Genomic DNA, 19,954 nt, shown 5'->3' with positions numbered 1-19,954 from the left:
CGATGTTAAACAGAGTGGCTGGGACAAAAAAACATGGTGAGGTGTCCGAGAGGCTGAAGGAGCACGCCTGGAAAGTGTGTATACGTGAAAACGTATCGAGGGTTCGAATCCCTCCCTCACCGCCAGAATTGAAGAGAAGCTCAGGTTAAATACCTGAGCTTTTTTATTGCATATAGCTGCGATGCAGGGAGGGTCGAGAACCCTCGTCAGGGTTCGACAAAACGGCTTGCCGTTTTGGACCGCCAACGGCGGCCCGCAGGGGGAGCGCAGCGAATCCCTCCCTCCCTCACCGCCAGAATTGAAGAGAAGCTCAGGTTAAATACCTGGGCTTTTTTATTGCATATAGCTGCGATGCAGGGAGGGTCGAGAACCCTCGTCAGGGTTCGACAAAACGGCTTGCCGTTTTGGACCGCCAACGACTCTCTGTGATTAACGAAGCTGAGGATATAGGGGAAATCAATCTTCCCGGATACAATCTACATCCTTTAACAGGAAACAGACAAGGACAGTGGGCAATTACCATTTCAGGAAATTGGCGTGTGACATTCGAATTTATCGATGGTGATGCGTACATCGTTAACTATGAGGATTATCACTGATGAAAATGTTTAACCCCCCTCATCCAGGCGAAATTATTGCTGACTCTTTGGAGGAACTGGGTTTAGGAATTCGTGACTTAGCGCGGGCATTGAATGTTGCTCCCTCTACGGTTCAACGTTTAGTATCGTGTAAAGCAGCAGTCACGCCAGAGATGGCAATAAAACTGTCACAAGTACTTGGCAGCTCTCCGCGGTTGTGGTTAAAACTGCAAGAAACTTATAGCCTCGATAAAGCAGAAAAGACCGTTGATATTTCCAAACTGACTCCGTTATTTAAATCCGCCCATGTATCTCATACTTAAAAATCAACATCCCAAGCTCAGGTTTACCCCCTGAGCTTTTTTACTTGTATATACCCCTGATGCGGGGAAAGTCGAGAACCTTCGCCTAGAGTTCGACAAAACGTTTCGCAAAAGCATTGAACAAATGAGCCTTTGACTGCTCCTCTTTCCAAAGAAACTATCAACTACCAAATGCTTCAGTTAAGCTTAAAGCACAACCTTTTTGTTTCCTCGTATTAACGCGACGTAAAATTTCAACCAATACACCAGGATATTGACCATATTCTCTGCTAATTATTCCGATATCATCGGTAACAATAAATGCCGGATAACTCGTTGATGATGCATCCATATAACTCATCAAACCAGGCATCCCATCAGGTACCGGTTTCAATGTTTCAGGATCAAGTGCTCGCGCATATACCCACGGCGGAACATGTTTACGTTGCATTTCATCCTCAAAGAAACAAGTGTTGAGTTCAACTTGATTAAATATATCACGGATCTGGTTAATATTACTGAGGTTGAAAGTGTCGAATAAAAGATGATTGAAATCATTACGCTTCAAAGATTCTTTTTCGTAACTTTTCCAGCCTCCCCCCGTTATAATATAAAGACTTTTATCTCCAGAAAATGAGATATTTTTATCTTTCATATAACGGCAGAGCAAATAAATAAAGTATGGCGAACCAATAAGACAAATATCTTTCCCTTGATGTTTTATTCGCTCAAGACTATTTAATGTCTGAACGAAATCTATGTGTTCTTCTGTTACGGTGAATGACGTAGGATATAATAACTCTACCAAGCTCATAACATATTTAAACCAAATATTATGAGCATTAAATCTATCTGGTCCCAGGTTGACCAATTCCATTTGATGATCGAACCAACTACCAATATATTTCATACCATAACTTACAGAGCCTAAGAGCCTCTCAATACTTAGTCTGTCACGTGGTACCTGACTTTTTAAGCCATTTGTGCCACTACTGGTAAACCAACTTTCAATTTCGTTCTCATTAGAAGTTAATAAGCGAGTAAACTTAAACACTGATGTTGGGAATACAGGTATATCATCAATTTCCGTAATATTGTCATCTACTTTATGTGCCTGACAGTAGTGACGGTATTCTTGACAATGTTTATAGTGATGACGAAACGCATCAAGCACAAGTTTTTTTCTAATCTTTTCCTGTTCGTCGTAAGACCAGACTAATGGATCACTCGAAAAAATCAAATCATCAATTTCTGAACTTGCTGTGATTTCTTGTTTATCAACATATGAAGTCATACCTGTTTTACCTCGGCAGCTAATATTAAAGGATATGGCAGAGTGACTGCTATACCCTTTTATACCCGTTATCTTTCAAGTTGCCTCTTTGTTGGCTGCGTTCACGCACCCCGGTCACATCGTTATCTATACCCTTCATCTTTCAAGCTGCTGCTTTGTTGGCTGCGTTCACTTACCCCAGTCACATAGTTATCTATGCTCCTGGGGATGCGTTCACTTGCCGCCGCACTGCAACTTGAAATCTATTGGGTATATGCTCCCGGGGATTCGCTCCCTTGCCGTCGCGATGCACCTTGAAATCCATAGGGTATATTACATGTGATACTTTTTAATATTATCATTGACAATATCAATTGCGTTTATTTGATGTGTAAAATCACTCATTGATTCAAAGGACAATAATATACCTTTTGCACCACATTTCTCCATTGCCAATTTAGCCGCAGTTGTACATTCCATATAATCTCCGACGGAGTTTTCTGTGATTATTTCTTCAAGTTTCTTTTCGAAATTTTCATTAGGGTGCATTGCAAGAATATAATCACTTATAAATGCACGCGTTTCCTCTTTAGCTTTCTCACTGTCTTCACTATAGTTAACCAATATCATTAACTGATGATCTATCTCTGCCAGGTCAACACCATATTCACCTGCTATGGCTTGATATCTTTTCGCATATTCATGTTTAACTTCATTGGAATCATCCCACTTAAAGATTAGAGGAATGCCTTTTTTAGCAGCCCACTCAACAACATGACAACTTGTTGCTGTTACATATTTCCGAGGCCCGTTTTGCGTATAAGCATGGGGATTCACGGATATTTTGGGGAAATTATAAAAATCGCCATTTGGATTACAATAGCCTGTTGTTAAAGCATCGTTAATAATGTCATAGCATTCTTCAAATAATTGCTGCTGGTATTGTTCAGGGCGATTGAAAAAATGCATTTCATCCTTTCTCTCGCAATCACTAAATCCTAAAATAAATCTTCCTTCGCTTAACTGATCCAATAAGCACGCTTCTTCCGCTATGCGGACAGGATGATGAGTTGTAATGACATGATTCAATGAACCAATTTTAATTTTTTCTGTTAGGCCAAGTAAAAAACCAGAAACAGTCAAAGGAGCGCCGACAACACCATTATCTGAAAAATGATTTTCACACACCAAAATCTGCTCAAAATTCAATTTGTCGACATATTCTGTTATTTCCTGCATGCGAGCTATACTTTGCTCTTGAATAGTTGTTGAATTGATAAAGTTAAGGAAGAACAAGCCAAATTTCATTTCATTTTCCTTAGCTAATATAATAGCGAACGTTGTTTTTCTTTAAGAAACGGCATTACATCAGACTGGAAGAGCTTCATGGAAGAGATAATTTCATCTACTGTTCCATTAGCTTCAAACCCACAACAAATATTTGATATTCCTGTGGCGTCAATGTCTGTTTGAATTATATCAATACATTCCTGCGGGGTTCCCACCGGATTGATTTCGTAACTGTAATCAACGCGACGATTAGTATTTTTATGTCCTTTTAAGACAAAGTCGCGCCATTGTCCTTTATTGAAATCATAGCCCTTTGTTTTGTCTGAATCATCAAAAATGGTTGTGGCATTAACATAGGAATCATACCAATGCCCCAGAAAATTCCGGCAAATTTCTTTCGCTTTCATTGAGTCATGGTCTACCGATGTTATATATGATAAGCAATGGTCGATATTATGAATATCGTGTCCATATTCTTGAGCGACCTCGTTATAAAGCTCAATTTGTGCTTTCTTTTCGTTAGTATTTATAATCCAACTTAAAATCATCGGTAAACCATGTTGAGCGGCCCATTCAGTCGTGGAAGCGGATTCAGCAACGACATAAATAGGTGCACCACCTTGACTATATGCCGTCGGCAGCACTTTTACCTTATGGAACTTAATATGTTCGTTGTCAGCTTCCATATATCCCTCAGTCATTCCATTTCGTATCAACTTATACCAACACTCCATTAAGGCACGACTGTTATTCATATCTGTGCCAAATACGCGAAAATCTTTATTGTAAAGCCCCCGACAAATACCAAATCGAAATCGTCCTTTTGACATTTGATCCAACAAATTCACCTCTTCAAGCTGGCGAACTGGATGAGCGGTGGGGAGAACAATAGCCGCAGTCCCTACATTCAATTTCTTGGTTGCGCCAAGTAAATAAGCAGCAGCCACATAAGGGTTACCAAGCAAACCAAACTCCGTGAAATGATGCTCAAGTAACCATACGGTATCAAAACCGCATTCCTCAGAGATGCGACCTAATTTAACCAACCGTTTCATTACCTCTGTTTGAGAAAATTGGGGGGGTTGGTATGTAAGCAAAAAGTTTCCAAATTTCATAGAGAGTCCTTATATTTCTATTTGAGTGATAGAGTTAACTATCTATCCCAATATACCCTTCATCCTTCAAGTTGCTGCTTTGTTGGCTGCTTTCACGCACCCCAGTCACAGAGTTATCTATGCTCCTGGGAATGCGTTCACTTGCCGCCGCGCTGCAACTCGAAATCTATTGGTATAGGTTTTAAGACAGCGAAATCACTTGATTTTCAATCTCAATTTTCATTCGGCGTTCATTGACTGCCGCAATGGTTAAATGTTCGAATGACGGCTCAATAATATCGACATCAATATCCAGACAACCATTATCCATCGCGATAGCGGCTTTCGTAACCGATTGATAAAAATTGCGCAGGACCACTAAGTTCTCACCCAAATCATGTGAGCTTCCTAGTAAAGAATATATCTTACATTGATGACTACGGATGCTTGATAGTAATGTAATAACTTCATCTTGCTTTACCCAATCGTCATTATTTGCAGTAAAAGCAATAAACGGTATATCAAGATGCATCATACTATTAATTGTAGAAGTTAAATCTTCCCAGCCAGAATCAAAGCAATCTCTCGCAAAAACCTCAGCACCCAATTTATGACCTTCAAAATCTAAATTATCTGGCAATTCATCAATAGGTAAGCTGAGATAATCAAATCCTAAAGCTCTTTCGAGAGTATATCTTAAGTTAACCACACCGACTGCGGTAATTAAAAACGAGACATTAATTTCAGATAGACTTGCATAAGCTATCCGCGCAGATAAGCTTGAAGCCAGCATACCGAGGTTATTTATTTTTCGTGTATTTAACCAATCAACCACTGCTAATAAACTCTGTTTTCCTATGGACATTGTAAATTCATCAATTGTCCCTGAACTCAATCCAACGTGGTGAAGAGAATCATAGCGGATCACATGAAATCCATTCTGCGACAAATACTCTGCCAGACCGGCAAAATGATCCATCCTGCGGGCAAAACCCGACGCAATAATAAGGGTATTTTTTCTCTTTGGACTATTTTCTTTTGGCAGCGTCTCCCAGACATGAATTTTTCTATTTTCTTCAACACAAATAACATGGTCGATGGTTTTATATCTGGATTTATTTTCCATATTCTTTTACCTATTATGGGACAAATACCAGGAACTTATCTTCTTCCAGGAATCGAGTCTGTTCTATTTCGACCGCAACATCTTTAGCAGTATAGTGGGATGGTCTTTCATGGGAAATATATGTCACCAATCGTTGTAAAGGTCTCATTCCATCATGAGCACCACCAACCCGAAATATATTATTCATTCCTGCTTCTACAATCCTTTCTGCACCTTTTAATGCTAATAAGTCTCGATACTTAAGCGCGGCCTCCCAAGGAAAAACAGATATGGTTTGCGTTTTATTTTTTCGCACATAAGGCAATATTTGCTCAATATTATCGACGTGATGAAGATACACACATCTGCCAAGTGGTTGATTTAGTTCTACACCCGCATTTGACTCAATAACCATCCAGCGCTGATGAACATCAACCTCTACTTTTAATCCAGCAAATAAACATTCTTTTTGAACTAAGGAATAGGCCGCCTTTTCATCAAAATCTTTTTTGGTGTTTGGTAATATATGCGCATATAAGTTCAATTTTTCTATCAACGCTAGCTTAAACTCTTCATAATGACTTCCCATGTAATATATATTTTGGGTGGAAAAACAAGCTTGCTGATCGTAAAAACAAACATCATGAGCCGCCCCTGTAGCTGCGGATACTAAATCAACAGGGTTATCAATAATACAAAAACTCTTTTTAGGACCAAACTTCATCACGTCAATATCGGGTGGTGCATGCTTTACAGCCCAATTAATCGCATCTTCCCCTCCCCAAGCAACAACGACATCCGCATGTTGCATAATCTCTTTTGCGAGTGATATATCGCCTTGATGTTGCCAATATACGACTGACAAAGAACGCGTTACCGGATGATGAGGGTCCACATCGATAAAACTTAGCGCTAATGCATTAGCGGTAAAAGGATCAGTTGATGAGGTTTTTATAATGCATTGATTCTTTGTTAAAATTGCACGCAATATAGACAGCACACCAGATAATGGCACATTACCCGTCAACAGATGTACGGATTTTCCTTTCGGAAAAGCTCTAATATAACTTTCATCCTGAGGTAGCCATTCATCCATAATATGGCGAGAACCAAGTTCATTTTTTACAAGATCATAAAGGCCACCTTTAGAGCACAAAATCATAGATATCCAGTTGGCCTCTAGCTTAGCCATTTCTTCTGAATATCCCATATATCTTTTTAGATCACGAATATATGTCCTGCGTCTTGAATATTCTTCATTTTTCCATCGTTGCCCTACCGTATAGAGAAAGTTGATAATGTTATGCAATTGCAATTCATTATTTTCATTATAATCAATAATGTTTTTTACTTGAGAATCATTCAATACTGGCAAATGAACACTATTATCACCAAAATTAATGGATTGCACTAAATCATCACTTTCAGGAAATATTTCAACTCGACCGTTAATAATGAATGAAATTTTTTTGTTCATATTTGCCATCCATTTAATAGGGCAATTTCAACTTAAATTGCTGTTTAACCCTCTTGCAAACGGGTTGTATAAATATTTGTTTCTTCTATTTTTGTCTTGCTGCAACGTAAATAACAAAACAAAATATACAAAGATGAAATTCTGGTTGCGAGTGACCTGTAACCTTTATCAGAATGCGATCATACTCTGCAATTTTCCGCTTAAAACTGTCAGTCTGGCTGAGTGAATCATCAACATGCTGCCTTCTCCGTTTAACAATATCTGTTAAAATAGCAAACGAAAATTTTCACATCAACAAGATTTGTTAATAAAAAGTTTCAATTAAATTGAACTATTTCAAATTAAAAGAATCGCAATTTTTTTATACGTGATAATATTCATGTAAATTATTATCTGGTTTACAAGTTAAGTTATATATAAATCAGGCAATTTTCCATAATTACCAATAGCATATACCCAATAGATTTCAAGTTGCAGCGCGGCGGCAAGTGAACGAATCCCCAGGAGCATAGATAACTATGTGACTGGGGTGAGAGAAAGCAGCCAACAAAGCAGCAACTTGAAGGATGAAGGGTATATATATTAAATTACCAACTCACGTCTGATGTAAGCAAGAAAGTCACTGAATTAACCTGTTCACGTAAATCATAAGAAATCTGCATACTGATTTCATCCGTAAAACGATATAGATCTTTCCAACCAAACTGCCTTTTTAAAATTTGTCTCGGTGGTATTGATTTAATCAGATCACCTAAATTTTCTCTAACCCATCCCCTATCCATAGAATGCTTCAACGGTGATGGCAATTCATTTGGAAATATAAACAAAGCTTTATCGTCTCTAAGCAATCTTAAAGTAATTTCGTTTAATATTTTACTATTCCGTTCAAACGACAAAAAAATCCCCTCTTTCACCATGTCAATACAAATATTAGGCACCCCAGGAGAACCACTTGGCTTATTCCTATAAGGAATTAGCCCTTCATCAAAAATTTCTTGGTAGGACTTGCCTAGGCTGTTTATTAGTGCCTCTGTATTAACTGTCATTTGTATAACCTCTGTTCTTGGTTAAGCTTGTGTATTTTGGCTCTGGCGTCTTCAAGTTGTGCTTCCGTTGCCCCATAATTTCTCAATGTTGGCTCTATCGTACTAAAATCACGATCTACAGCTGCTCTTAAGTCTTTAGAATCCTGTTCTATTTGAGTCTGAGAATTCCGGCCTCCATAAGTTGCGCTGAACTTCTGGTGAACCTCTGCCGGAATAATGATTGCTGCAACATCTTTTTCAAGAAGACTTAACTTATCCGTCTCTAAGTCAGGATATAACATTTTTAATCTCGCTCTCACAGCCGCTGCCGAAGGCATATGATCAGCATGCATCCCATTTCTTGGCCTACCTGCAAAATTTCTGTACAAATCCACTTCAAACAATTTCACCGGCGGTTTACTCAAATACACATACACCGGCGGCATATTCGGGATGGGAAGTACCAGAATATAATCGCGGAAATCCTTTTCTTCCGGCATCGGTAGCGATTCAATATCGCTGCCCACTTTGTCCGGGATCGGCAAGACGGTTATTTGCGATGGAATAAACGGCGGTTCTTCATTCCCGGTATGGGCCGGAACTTTAAATTCCTGTTCGTTCGGCGTCCATAAAATTGTCGGCCTGTTCTCTCCCGGCTCCCAGAACTCGTAATTCCCCGTGGTCTGGTTCAATCTCATCACATGAACCGGCACTTCATCCAGCCCACTTTCCGGGCTAACGTGATACCCCTGAACCGTCATCCTGCCGCTTTCTTCATCTCTGATCCAGCGGAAACGAACACGAGTCGGCGCTTTACCAAACTGTTCGGCTATTTGCCTGAGTTGATACTCACTTAAATAATCCTCCTCACCCTGATTCAGCGACGGCGAATAGAACAGTCCCATTAGCCCCACCGTTACCGGATTCGGGGCCACCAGCCAGCGTCCGGCACTGATGGCGCTACCACCGATGTAACGCATCGCCAGTGCTTCCCCTTCCGCTACTGCACTGCGGGCAGTCGCAGCCATCGCGGTCGCGGCGGCTTCGGTTTTATCTTTGCCATCACTCAACCACCGTTTATACCACGGTAATTTTTTATCCTGCGGTTTATCCGGCTCCGGCGAGTGTTTTCCGCCTTGTGGGGGCGGTTCTGGCTTCGGCGTCGTCACCGGCGCAGGCGATGACGAAACCTGATAGATCCCCATGCGCCCGAAATTATCCGCAGGTTCAGCGTCGGTTCCGGCATCAGTACAGCCTTTACCCCGCAGACAAGACTTGGTAAACACCGGGGTTGGCGGCGGGGCTTTTATCACCGGAGGCGGCCCGGATTGCACGCTTTCCGATTCCTTAACCGGCGATGAGATATTCTGAGCCGCCATATTAACCGGCGCTGTGGCCGGATGATTGGGCTGCTCCTGTTTTTCGTAACTGTCCCTCTCCGAATTAATAAACCGGGCCCGACAGGGGCAGGTACTGACACTGTCCAATGTGCCCGCCAGTTTGCGTCCCATGTCAAACACATCTGAAACACCCCCGACAATCATATAAGTACCGGGATGTTTACCACAGGTCACCTTATCCCCTTCACGCGCGGTTGCCCGCCCATTAAATGTCATGGTGTGGTCACCGGTAATAATCTGACCGCCACAGGTCGTCTTATCACCAACGAGCAAAAAATATCCTATTGCCATCTATTCGCTTCTCCATCGGCTGACCACATGAAGAATGGGTTTAGCTGAAATCACTATCATATTTTTACCACTTGTGAGTTAACAGATGGTTAATAATGCATCGAATTTAACTTAAGTTATATAGGAATAGTCCGAAAATGGCTGATTTTATCGCCTCGAATATATGTAATAACTTATTATTTATAACAAATTAAAAACACATAATTAACACTTTAGCCAACCAGGCCAATAAAAGGGAGGTGAACAAGGTACAACAGAAGTGATTGTTACAACCTATTCTTTTCGGATGAAAAATGAACGCGAACAGCCCACAAAACTATCGAGACTCTTCTGTTGAAAAAGGAAAATACGGCGGTAGTACTCAATTGCAATCAATGCTATTTAATGATTTATCGACGATGTTATCCTTGCCTTTATTTTACATTGACCTAATCCTCCATAAAATGCAGGGATATTAAAGTTTTTATATAATAAAAGGCAGATTTAAATCAACAAATGTACTTTTCAAAAAGATAGTTAACTGTATTTAATCGAAGCCCATTAACCATTAATAAAGAGTTGAAAAGCAATCAGTGTAAAAACGAACATTATTCGAACGGACGAGCATTTATACCCTATGGATTTCAAGATGCATCGCGACGGCAAGTGAGCGAATCCCTGGGAGCATAGATAACTATGTGACCGGGGTGAGTGAGTGCAGCCAACAAAGAGGCAACTTGAAAGATGACGGGTATATACCTAATAGATAACGATGTGACTGAGGTGAGTGAAAGCAGCCAACAAAGCAGCAACGTGAAAGATGCAGGGTATAAACGTATTCTCGCCGTTATTTTATGCAGTAAACCTTAAAAATAACACAATAAAAAGATGGATAAAACAATTAATCTGGCAGGATTTAAGCCCTTAAAAAAGGGGTGATTATCCGTAAAAACATAAAGAGGATACCTGATTAAAACTATTTATAATTGCCGGTAAAACAACGTAAAATCACAATATGCCATGATGATTAAACTTGATAAAAAGCGGACATTAAATAGTGGTGAAAACAATAGTTGAAACTTTATCCCGATTAAAACCAAGGATTAATACTATGACTTTTAAAATAGTTTAAAACTGGTTTATTATAAAACCATCAGTGAAAAATAAAAAAACTAACGCGGTGAATACTTATATCTCTTTTTGGAAAAAATGAAAATAAGAATATGAGTCGTTTAATCATAAAATATATTTTATAAAAGGGAATGATTTTATTAACGTTTTTAACCTGAAGTAAATTTTTTCGGATATATACCCAATAGATTTCGAGTTGCAGCGCGACGGCAAGTGAACGAATCCCCAGGAGCATAGATAACTATGTGACTGGGGTGAGTGAAAGCAGCCAACAAAGCAGCAACTTGAAAGATGAAGGGTATAGATTAAATAGTCATAATTAATACATTTTACCCCCCAAATAATAATTAAAAGATTGCTTTTCAATAAAAAGTTTCCTGATAAGATTTTTTCAGGTTATTTATTAACACTTCAACATTAACCACCATTATTTTTATAACCTCTTTATCCAATAAAAACATAAAATTGGAAAAACATTCAAATTATTAACCGAAATAATTTCCTTTTCAATAAATTGCTCTGCGTTTTTCTCTAAGTAACTTAATTAACATATTAATACTAATCACCATTGCTTATATAACCCCCGTTATTGGTTAAACCAATCTATCTGCTATTCAGAGAAATTTATCGTCTTCTTCAAACAGATATTCAAATTTCCCTGTCGGGATAAGTTGCTTTTCAATTAATAAATCCGCTGTTTTCCCTAAGCTATTAATAAACTCCTTAATACTCATACCTAACCTCTAGCATACAAACACGGATAATGGTTTACTAGCCACTATCCGCTGATTATAGTATGTAAAAAAGCTCTCTTTTCAGATAGTGTTGAAAGTAAGTGCTCTCACTCGACAATAAGCATCATAAATGAAAATGACTTCCACGTTTGAATAAGATTTTATACGATTTATATAAGCATCGTATCCACCAATAACACCTATAACAGGTGCTTTTATCATATCTTTTGACTCCGTAGGTTCTCCATATTCAGCTCTTACCGTTGTCTTATCCATTAAAGGTAAGAATGGATAAGGCAAACTACCATTATATTCATCATGATCACCATGTATATCGATTAGAGTTATCTGGACTGAATTCAATTGCCTAGATTTAGAATCAAAAACTAATGTGATTCCTTTTTCAGGTTCGCAATTGAACGATTCATCCCCTTCAAAATGAAACTTAAATATTCCTTTAGATATCTCACCATCTTCAACTAACGTTTCAGCGGTTCTTCCAAGATATTTAATTAATTTCGTAATGTCAGCCACTATTTATACCACCCTTGTTCTTTATTCAGTTGATGTAATTTTTCTCTTGTCCTGTTCAACTGCTCATCTGTATAGCCTTCTTCTCGTAGACCGGTAACTTGAGCATCAAAATTACTGTCTACCGCCGCTCTAAGATCTGATGCGTCTTTAACTTGTTTCGCCTTTGTATTCCTACCCTTATAAGTTTCACTATAGCCTCTGTGAACTCTATGGGGGATAGCTACGGATACACCACTATTGAGTATCTTATCTATGTCTTTATCTGTTGCAGCCTTACCTAACTTATTTTTTAGAAACAATTTCAACGCTGCCTTAGAAGGAATATGATCAATATCCAACCCATCATTACGACTACGTCCAGCCAGATCCTGATATTCTCCCACTTCCAACGGTTTCACCGGCGGTTTACTCAAATACACATACACCGGCGGCATATTCGGGATGGGAAGTACCAGAATATAATCGCGGAAATCCTTTTCTTCCGGCATCGGTAGCGATTCAATATCGCTGCCCACTTTGTCCGGGATCGGCAAGACGGTTATTTGTGACGGAATAAACGGCGGTTCTTCATTCCCGGTATGGGCCGGAACTTTGAATTCCTGTTCGTTCGGCGTCCATAAAATCGTCGGCCTGTTCTCTCCCGGTTCCCAGAACTCGTAATTCCCCGTGGTCTGGTTCAATCTCATCACATGAACCGGCACTTCATCTAGCCCACTTTCCGGGCTGACGTGATATCCCCGAACCGTCATCCTGCCGCTTTCTTCATCTCTGATCCAGCGGAAACGAACACGAGTCGGCGCTTTACCAAACTGTTCGGCTATTTGCCTGAGTTGATACTGACTGAGATAATCCTCCTCACCCTGATTCAGCGACGGCGAATAGAACAGTCCCATTAGCCCCACCGTTACCGGATTCGGGGCCACCAGCCAGCGTCCGGCACTGATGGCGCTACCACCGATGTAACGCATCGCCAGTGCTTCCCCTTCCGCTACTGCACTGCGGGCAGTCGCAGCCATCGCGGTCGCGGCGGCTTCGGTTTTATCTTTGCCATCACTCAACCACCGTTTATACCACGGTAATTTTTTATCCTGCGGTTTATCCGGCTCCGGCGGGTGTTTCTTATTTGGTGGCGGTGGTTCCGGTTTCGGCGGTGTCACCGGCGCAGGCGATGACGAAACCTGATAGATCCCCATGCGCCCGAAATTATCCGCGGGTTCCGCGTCGGTTCCGGCATCGGTACAGCCTTTACCCCGCAGGCAAGACTTGGTAAACACCGGGGTTGGCGGCGGGGCTTTTATCACCGGAGGCGGCCCAGACTGCACGTTTTCCGCTCCCTTAACCGGCGCTGTGGCCGGATGATTGGGCTGTTCCTGCTTTTCGTAACTGTCCCTCTCCGAATTAATGAACCTCGCCCGACAGGGACAGATACTGACACTGTCCAGCGTACCCGCCAGCTTACGCCCCATGTCAAACATGTCTGAAACACCCCCGACAATCATATAAGTACCGGGATGTTTACCACAGGTCACCTTATCCCCTTCACGCGCGGTTGCCTTCCCGTTAAATGTCATCGTGTGGTCACCGGTAATAATCTGGCCGCCACAGGTCGTCTTATCACCAACGAGCAAAAAATATCCTATTGCCATCTATTCGCTTCTCCATTGGCTAACCCGTTGGAGAGTGGATCTAACTGAAATCATCATCATGTTTTTACCATTTATTCGTTAACATAGCTGATGAATAATCAATCAGATCTCACTTAAAAAGAATATAGGAATACTCTGAAAATTGCGGATTTTATCGTCGAAAATGCATATAAAAGCCCATAGTCTGTAACAATTAAAACACATATAATTAACATTTGGCCCAAACAAACAAGAATAAACACGGACAACACGCAAAATTATCCATGGTTCTTCTATTGAAAAAGGAAAATACGGCGGTAGTACTCAATTGCCCATCAGTCAGTAATCAATGGGGTTTTTAATCAAAATTAATGCAAATTGTTATCCCCTCCCCTTTGGCTTTTTATTTCCTTATCGTTAAGCTATTAACACAAAACTTGATGTATACCTGTTATCTTTCAAGCTGCCTCTTTGTTGGCTGCACTCACTCACCCCGGTCACAGAGTTATCTATGCTCCCGGGGATTCGCTCCCTTGCCGTCGCGATGCACCTTGAAATCTATTGGGTATATAGCACTATCGTTTTGAACTAAAAGCATTATTACCGCAATTTGGAATATGATTCCTTTATTGCTTTTTCTATTACTTTTTTGGCTTATGCACAGATGAAAACTCGTAGAATGAACGGCATCCGGCCGTTTAGTGCTGTTATTGATGCCTGTTGGAAAGAACCATACTCTTTTACTCGTTTAATTAAAGATATTATTGCCGGTATTACTGTCGGTATTATCGCCATCCCACTCGCTATGGCTCTAGCTATCGGGAGCGGGGTTGCTCCACAATACGGGCTTTATACTGCCGCTATCGCCGGTATTGTTATTGCAATAACTGGCGGCTCTCGCTATAGCGTTTCCGGCCCTACCGCCGCTTTCGTCGTTATCCTCTACCCGGTATCTCAACAATTTGGTTTGAGTGGCCTGCTCATTGCAACGTTGATGTCGGGCATTATCCTGCTGGTGATGGGATTAGCCCGTTTTGGTAAGCTGATAGAGTACATCCCGCTCCCCGTCACACTGGGTTTTACTTCCGGCATCGCCATCACTATCGCAACCATGCAAGTAAAAGATTTTTTTGGTCTGCAACTGGAACATGTACCAGAGAATTATATCGATAAGGTTGCAGCTCTACTTCAAGCACTACCAACCCTACATTTGAGTGATACGCTGATTGGCCTGACTACCCTTTTAGTTCTCATTTATTGGCCTAAGTTGGGACTCAGATTACCAGGGCATCTTCCTGCTCTAATTGCGGGAGCTGCCGTGATGGGAATAATGAATTTATTTGATCAGGATGTTGCGACCATTGGCTCTAAGTTCAGTTATATTCTGAATGATGGGACGCAAGGCCAAGGTATCCCACCGATCCTGCCTCAATTTGTTTTACCGTGGCATTTACCTGATACGGGTTCCCATGACATTGAGATCAATTGGGAAACGGTTTCAGCCCTGTTGCCCGCCGCCTTTTCAATGGCCATGTTAGGCGCGATTGAATCACTGCTTTGCGCCGTCGTTCTAGATGGTATGACCGGTAAAAAGCATCACTCAAACAGTGAATTGATTGGTCAGGGGTTGGGAAATATTGTCGTCCCCTTTTTCGGTGGCATTACCGCCACCGCAGCAATTGCCCGTTCAGCTGCAAACATCAGAGCTGGTGCAACATCGCCAGTGTCAGCCATTGTTCACTCTCTACTGGTTCTACTGACTTTACTGGTATTAGCGCCTATGCTCTCTTATCTTCCACTTGCCGCTATGTCTGCCCTGTTGCTGATGGTTGCCTGGAATATGAGCGAAGTACATAAAGTTATCGATCTGATTCGCCGTGCACCAAGGGATGACATTATTGTGCTGGTGCTTTGTATGTCGCTCACGGTGTTGTTTGATATGGTTATCGCAATTACGATTGGTATCGTATTGGCTTCGCTGCTGTTTATGCGTCGAATCGCCAATATGACCCGTATTAGCCAATTACCACAAACAAATACAGATAACGGCCTGTTGGTTGTTCGCATCAATGGCCCGCTATTCTTCGCAGCGGCTGAACGTATCTTCACAGAATTAAAAGCAGAAAGTGCAGGTTATCAGACGATCCTCATGCAGTGGGATGCCGTTCCTGTATTGGATGCAGGCGGATTGCATGCTTTCCAGCGCTTTATTGATGAAGTGGGTAAAGATAAATATATCGCTGTTTGTGATATTCCATTCCAACCGTTAAAAACATTAGCCAGAGCCAGAGTTCAACTAATTGAAAATCACCTTAGTTTCCATGCAACATTGCCACAAGCCATGGAAGAATTACATTTCAATTGCAAAACAGATAATTGAAACCGTTATAAGGAGTCGGTTGGTAAATTTTTTTCAACATAATGGCGCTGTAATCCAGCGCCAGATCTATTAATTATTTGATGCATTACATTAGAAAGCGACTTTATTTACTGGTATCCAGTTCTGGGAAACCTTTTACCACGTCATCAATGGCTTTCATCTGAATCAGGAATGGTTCAAGTTTTGCCAACGGTAATGCGGACGGACCATCACATCTAGCATTCGCTGGATCAGGATGAGCTTCGAGGAACAGACCAGCAATACCAACCGCCATTCCGGCACGCGCCAGTTCCGCAACCTGAGCACGACGGCCACCAGATGCCGCACCAAACGGATCACGACATTGCAGTGAATGGGTCACATCAAAAATGACTGGATGTCCCCCCGTTGCCTGAGCCATGACATTGAAGCCCAGCATATCCACAACCAGATTGTCATAACCAAAATTGCTACCACGGTCACACAAGATCACCTGATCATTGCCGCCTTCTTTGAATTTTTCGACAATATTTCCCATCTGGCCTGGACTGATAAACTGAGGCTTTTTAACGTTAATCACCGCGCCAGTGCGAGCCATCGCCTCAACCAAATCAGTTTGACGTGCGAGGAACGCAGGCAGTTGAATCACATCAACGACTTCCGCCACGGGCTGAGCCTGTGCGGGTTCATGCACATCAGTGATAATTTTTACACCGAATTGTTTTTTCAGCTCCTGAAAAATCTTCATTCCCTCTTCCAGACCGGGGCCACGGTAAGAGTGAATTGATGATCGGTTAGCTTTATCAAAGGAGGCTTTGAAAACATAAGGAATGCCCAGTTTTTGCGTCACTGTCACATAGTGCTCGCAAATACTCATGGCCAAATCCCGTGATTCAAGGACATTCATACCACCAAAGAGAACAAACGGCAGATCGTTAGCGACCTTGATATCACCAATATTAACCACTTTCTGTTGCATACTTATACCTTCCGTTAAGGGCAAATAAATTAACTGGATAAATCAGTGCAGCACAATACATTGCTGCTCAATAGAATATATCTGCATTCTGATCATTTCTGCGATCGGGTCCTCCGGACAGTGTTCCACAAAATAATTCAAATCAGAAACCGCAATATGATTACAATCAAGTTCGGCATAAATTAGCCCTCTATCACGTATTTCATAAGGGTCATCCGGATCAAACATCAGAACAGCTTCACTGGCTTTCAACGCTAATTCCAGCTGCTTTTCTTCCATTAATGCGACTTTTATGGTCTCCAGTACTTTGAGTACGATGCTGATGTTATCGGCTTCCTGTAAATCATCCGCTGCTAATTTAGCAGTTTGGCTAATATTACCCTTAAGCCATACATCAAGCATGTATTCACTCAACGTTTCACCATTGGTTGGATTAATAAACCTTACAGGTTTATCCGGGCAATCAATACGCAGAATCAACTGTGTTGGAAAAACAACCGGCATCAATGACAGTTCTAAAGCCTGAGCAATATGGATCAGAATTACCCCTAAAATAACCGGCGAACCCTGACGAGAATGCAGTACCTTATCCAACCACAATGTATCTGACAGGCAATAAACACCACTGGCACCACCAAATTTCCAACTCTGATAAAAAAGCGCCAGCAATTTTTCCAGTTGTTCTTCTTTATTCATCTGTGGAGATATTTCACGCCTGGCTTCATCAATCAATGACTGAAGCTGTATCTCCACTGAGCGCTGAGGGAAGTCAGAACGAATGGCTCTTGATATTAACAAGATGCCACTACTTAAAGTTACGTTATTAAATTCATAATCAGCTATGGTTTTCATCACTTTTCCACTGGCCCAGTGTTATTCGTTCGTTACCGCCATAATCCTGAAAAGTCGCCACCTGCTGATAACCACTCTCAGAAAATAGGCTTCTTACAACGTCTCCCTGTTTCCAACCATGTTCCAGTAACAACCATCCATCAGGTAACAAAAAATTACGCGACAGATCAATGATCGTCTTCAGATCAGCAGTGCCCTGTTCTGCCGCAATTAATGCACTATCAGGTTCAAACCGAACATCCCCCTGAAACAGATGAGGATCTGCTTCATCTATATAAGGCGGATTACTCACAATCATATCAAATTGTTGATTATTCAACGAAGAGAACCAATTGCTGTTTAGAAAATCCACATTTTGTATTTTCAGTTTTTCAGCATTGCCCTGTGCCAACATGACCGCATCGGGATTGATATCAACACCTGTCACTTGACAGTCAGAGCGTTCGCTGGCAATCGCTAACGCAATTGCACCAGTTCCTGTGCCTAAATCCAGAATACGGCAAGGTGTTAATGATAAGCATTCCAATGCTTTTTCAACCAGACATTCAGTATCAGGACGCGGGATCAATGTGGCAGGAGAAACAGTCAATGATAACGACCAAAATTCGCGCTCGCCGGTAATATAAGCAATAGGTTCACCTTTTGCCCGACGAGCTAATAAAGTTTCAAGCTGGCTAAACTGTTCCGGGGAGATCTGTGTTTCGCCGAACGCCAGTATATAAGTCCGGGAATGGCGAGTGACGAATCCCAACAAAATTTCTGCATCCCGTTTAGGACTGTCACTTGCTGATAACTGTATTGTGGCTTGTTTAAGCCAACCCTGATAATTCATCAATCCTGCTCTGATAAAGCCGACAGTTGATCAGCCTGATACTCATTAACAATTGGCTGAATAAGCATGTCCAGTTTGCCTTCCATCACTTCATCAAGGCGATACAAAGTCAGGTTAATGCGGTGATCCGTCACCCGTCCTTGCGGGAAGTTGTAAGTCCGGTTGCGATCTGAACGATCACCAGAACCCAGCAAGTTACGGCGCTCAGAAGCTTCTGCTTCTTGACGTTTACGAACTTCAGCGGCGCGAATACGGGCCGCCAATACAGACATCGCTTTCGCTTTGTTTTTATGCTGTGAACGTTCATCCTGACATTCAACCACAATGCCAGTTGGAATGTGCGTGATACGAATTGCTGAATCCGTGGTGTTTACATGCTGCCCACCCGCACCAGATGAACGGAACGTATCAATACGCAAATCACTCGGGCTGATTTCCGGTAACTCTGCTTCCGGGATCTCCGGCAAAACTGCAACAGTACAAGCAGAAGTGTGAATACGCCCTTGTGATTCAGTTTCTGGTACACGCTGAACACGATGGCCGCCAGATTCAAATTTCAGATGGCCATAAACCTGTTCACCGGACACTTTAGCAATAATTTCTTTATAGCCACCGTGCTCACCATCATTAGCACTCATCACTTCTATTTTCCAACGGCGAGATTCAGCATAACGACTGTACATACGAAACAGATCCCCAGCGAAAATAGCCGCTTCATCACCACCGGTTCCTGCACGAACTTCAAGAAAGCAGTTACGTTCATCATCGGGATCTTTCGGCAACAGTAGCAGTTGCAGTTGCTGCTCCAGCTCCTCATTACGAGCTTTAGCGTCCTTGATTTCTTCCTGTGCCATTTCTCGCATTTCAGGATCATCAAGCATCATTTCAGCCGCTTTAAGATCATCCTGAACGGTACGCCAGGTCTTAAAACAAGTAGTCACATCAGTCAGTTGAGCATATTCCCGTGACAAAGCACGGAAACGTTCCTGATCAGCAATCACATCGGCATCACCGAGATGAGCCAAAACTTCTTCGTGACGTTCTTGTAATGCTTCCAATTTAGCAACAATAGAAGGCTTCATTCGTGGTTTCAG

General features: G+C 41.7%; 16 protein-coding genes and 1 tRNA gene. 4 read left to right on the top strand and 13 right to left on the bottom strand.

All coding sequences use genetic code 11. From position 1 onward, the window contains the following. The first annotated feature begins 35 nt into the window (after positions 1 to 35). The 3 genes from BDD30_RS18545 (at position 36) to BDD30_RS18535 (ending at position 901) form a co-directional block, all read left to right on the top strand. Positions 36 to 125: transfer RNA gene (locus tag BDD30_RS18545), tRNA-Ser, on the top strand. Between the two features lie 210 nt (positions 126 to 335). Then, positions 336 to 599, top strand: coding sequence for a type II toxin-antitoxin system RelE/ParE family toxin (locus BDD30_RS18540; RefSeq protein WP_041381936.1), 264 nt, complete (start codon positions 336 to 338; stop codon positions 597 to 599). Further along, complete coding sequence (locus BDD30_RS18535) at positions 599 to 901, top strand: HigA family addiction module antitoxin (protein WP_015834644.1); 303 nt, start codon at positions 599 to 601, stop codon at positions 899 to 901. The genes BDD30_RS18540 and BDD30_RS18535 overlap by 1 nt, the downstream gene beginning before the upstream one ends. 160 nt (positions 902 to 1,061) lie before the next feature. Here the strand turns inward: BDD30_RS18535 and luxE are convergent, their stop codons facing one another. From luxE to BDD30_RS18485, 9 genes are all read right to left on the bottom strand, one after another. Next, a complete protein-coding gene (gene luxE / locus BDD30_RS18530) occupies positions 1,062 to 2,174 on the bottom strand; it encodes a long-chain-fatty-acid--protein ligase LuxE (RefSeq protein ID WP_015834645.1) in 1,113 nt (370 codons plus the stop codon). Positions 2,175 to 2,486: 312 nt separating this feature from the next. Beyond that, positions 2,487 to 3,461 (bottom strand): luciferase subunit beta, encoded by a 975-nt coding sequence (gene luxB, locus BDD30_RS18525; protein ID WP_015834646.1) that lies wholly within the window; start codon positions 3,459 to 3,461, stop codon positions 2,487 to 2,489. 14 nt (positions 3,462 to 3,475) lie between these two features. Then, positions 3,476 to 4,558: a luciferase subunit alpha gene (luxA, locus tag BDD30_RS18520; RefSeq protein ID WP_015834647.1), complete on the bottom strand. Its 1,083-nt coding sequence runs from the start codon at positions 4,556 to 4,558 to the stop codon at positions 3,476 to 3,478. A 181-nt stretch (positions 4,559 to 4,739) separates the two neighbouring features. Next, positions 4,740 to 5,663 (bottom strand): acyl transferase, encoded by a 924-nt coding sequence (locus BDD30_RS18515; protein WP_015834648.1) that lies wholly within the window; start codon positions 5,661 to 5,663, stop codon positions 4,740 to 4,742. 13 nt (positions 5,664 to 5,676) lie between these two features. Continuing rightward, positions 5,677 to 7,119, bottom strand: coding sequence for a long-chain-fatty-acyl-CoA reductase LuxC (luxC, locus tag BDD30_RS18510; RefSeq protein WP_015834649.1), 1,443 nt, complete (start codon positions 7,117 to 7,119; stop codon positions 5,677 to 5,679). A 587-nt stretch (positions 7,120 to 7,706) separates the two neighbouring features. Beyond that, on the bottom strand, positions 7,707 to 8,165 hold the full coding sequence (locus tag BDD30_RS18505; protein WP_015834650.1) for a DUF6392 family protein: 459 nt from the start codon (positions 8,163 to 8,165) through the stop codon (positions 7,707 to 7,709). Further along, positions 8,162 to 9,835: an S-type pyocin domain-containing protein gene (locus BDD30_RS18500; RefSeq protein ID WP_015834651.1), complete on the bottom strand. Its 1,674-nt coding sequence runs from the start codon at positions 9,833 to 9,835 to the stop codon at positions 8,162 to 8,164. The genes BDD30_RS18505 and BDD30_RS18500 overlap by 4 nt, the downstream gene beginning before the upstream one ends. 1,925 nt (positions 9,836 to 11,760) lie before the next feature. After that, positions 11,761 to 12,213, bottom strand: coding sequence for a DUF6392 family protein (locus BDD30_RS18490; protein WP_015834654.1), 453 nt, complete (start codon positions 12,211 to 12,213; stop codon positions 11,761 to 11,763). Beyond that, positions 12,213 to 13,859: an S-type pyocin domain-containing protein gene (locus BDD30_RS18485; protein ID WP_015834655.1), complete on the bottom strand. Its 1,647-nt coding sequence runs from the start codon at positions 13,857 to 13,859 to the stop codon at positions 12,213 to 12,215. The genes BDD30_RS18490 and BDD30_RS18485 overlap by 1 nt, the downstream gene beginning before the upstream one ends. Positions 13,860 to 14,502: 643 nt before the next feature. Here BDD30_RS18485 and dauA point away from each other — a divergent pair. Next, a complete protein-coding gene (gene dauA, locus BDD30_RS18480; protein WP_041382844.1) occupies positions 14,503 to 16,218 on the top strand; it encodes a C4-dicarboxylic acid transporter DauA in 1,716 nt (571 codons plus the stop codon). 103 nt (positions 16,219 to 16,321) lie between these two features. Here dauA and kdsA read toward each other — a convergent pair whose 3' ends face one another. From kdsA to prfA, 4 genes are read right to left on the bottom strand one after another with little or no spacing between them, the layout of a single operon-like run. Continuing rightward, a complete protein-coding gene (gene kdsA / locus BDD30_RS18475; RefSeq protein ID WP_041381943.1) occupies positions 16,322 to 17,176 on the bottom strand; it encodes a 3-deoxy-8-phosphooctulonate synthase in 855 nt (284 codons plus the stop codon). A 42-nt stretch (positions 17,177 to 17,218) separates the two neighbouring features. Then, positions 17,219 to 18,028, bottom strand: coding sequence for an invasion regulator SirB1 (gene sirB1 / locus BDD30_RS18470; protein ID WP_015834658.1), 810 nt, complete (start codon positions 18,026 to 18,028; stop codon positions 17,219 to 17,221). Next, positions 18,012 to 18,860, bottom strand: a complete 849-nt coding sequence (gene prmC / locus BDD30_RS18465; RefSeq protein WP_041381945.1) for a peptide chain release factor N(5)-glutamine methyltransferase — start codon at positions 18,858 to 18,860, stop codon at positions 18,012 to 18,014. The genes sirB1 and prmC overlap by 17 nt, the downstream gene beginning before the upstream one ends. Continuing rightward, complete coding sequence (gene prfA / locus BDD30_RS18460) at positions 18,860 to 19,942, bottom strand: peptide chain release factor 1 (RefSeq protein WP_015834660.1); 1,083 nt, start codon at positions 19,940 to 19,942, stop codon at positions 18,860 to 18,862. The genes prmC and prfA overlap by 1 nt, the downstream gene beginning before the upstream one ends. Between the last annotated feature and the right edge of the window lie 12 nt (positions 19,943 to 19,954).

Origin of the sequence: Photorhabdus asymbiotica (genome assembly GCF_003634575.1) — a bacterium.
Classification (GTDB): domain Bacteria; phylum Pseudomonadota; class Gammaproteobacteria; order Enterobacterales; family Enterobacteriaceae; genus Photorhabdus; species Photorhabdus asymbiotica.
The sequence above is the reverse complement of the archived record's forward strand: the minus strand, read 5'-3'. Positions and strand labels throughout refer to the sequence as shown.

Bases quoted from the DNA above. Each gene is read 5' to 3' on its own strand.
- BDD30_RS18535 (WP_015834644.1), top strand. From the start codon at position 599: ATGAAAATGTTTAACCCCCCTCATCCAGGCGAAATTATTGCTGACTCT.
- BDD30_RS18500 (WP_015834651.1), bottom strand. From the start codon at position 9,835: ATGGCAATAGGATATTTTTTGCTCGTTGGTGATAAGACGACCTGTGGC.
- luxA (WP_015834647.1), bottom strand. From the start codon at position 4,558: ATGAAATTTGGAAACTTTTTGCTTACATACCAACCCCCCCAATTTTCT.
- kdsA (WP_041381943.1), bottom strand. From the start codon at position 17,176: ATGCAACAGAAAGTGGTTAATATTGGTGATATCAAGGTCGCTAACGAT.
- BDD30_RS18515 (WP_015834648.1), bottom strand. From the start codon at position 5,663: ATGGAAAATAAATCCAGATATAAAACCATCGACCATGTTATTTGTGTT.
- BDD30_RS18485 (WP_015834655.1), bottom strand. From the start codon at position 13,859: ATGGCAATAGGATATTTTTTGCTCGTTGGTGATAAGACGACCTGTGGC.
- prmC (WP_041381945.1), bottom strand. From the start codon at position 18,860: ATGAATTATCAGGGTTGGCTTAAACAAGCCACAATACAGTTATCAGCA.
- luxE (WP_015834645.1), bottom strand. From the start codon at position 2,174: ATGACTTCATATGTTGATAAACAAGAAATCACAGCAAGTTCAGAAATT.
- luxB (WP_015834646.1), bottom strand. From the start codon at position 3,461: ATGAAATTTGGCTTGTTCTTCCTTAACTTTATCAATTCAACAACTATT.
- luxC (WP_015834649.1), bottom strand. From the start codon at position 7,119: ATGAACAAAAAAATTTCATTCATTATTAACGGTCGAGTTGAAATATTT.
- dauA (WP_041382844.1), top strand. From the start codon at position 14,503: ATGAAAACTCGTAGAATGAACGGCATCCGGCCGTTTAGTGCTGTTATT.
- sirB1 (WP_015834658.1), bottom strand. From the start codon at position 18,028: ATGAAAACCATAGCTGATTATGAATTTAATAACGTAACTTTAAGTAGT.
- BDD30_RS18505 (WP_015834650.1), bottom strand. From the start codon at position 8,165: ATGACAGTTAATACAGAGGCACTAATAAACAGCCTAGGCAAGTCCTAC.
- prfA (WP_015834660.1), bottom strand. From the start codon at position 19,942: ATGAAGCCTTCTATTGTTGCTAAATTGGAAGCATTACAAGAACGTCAC.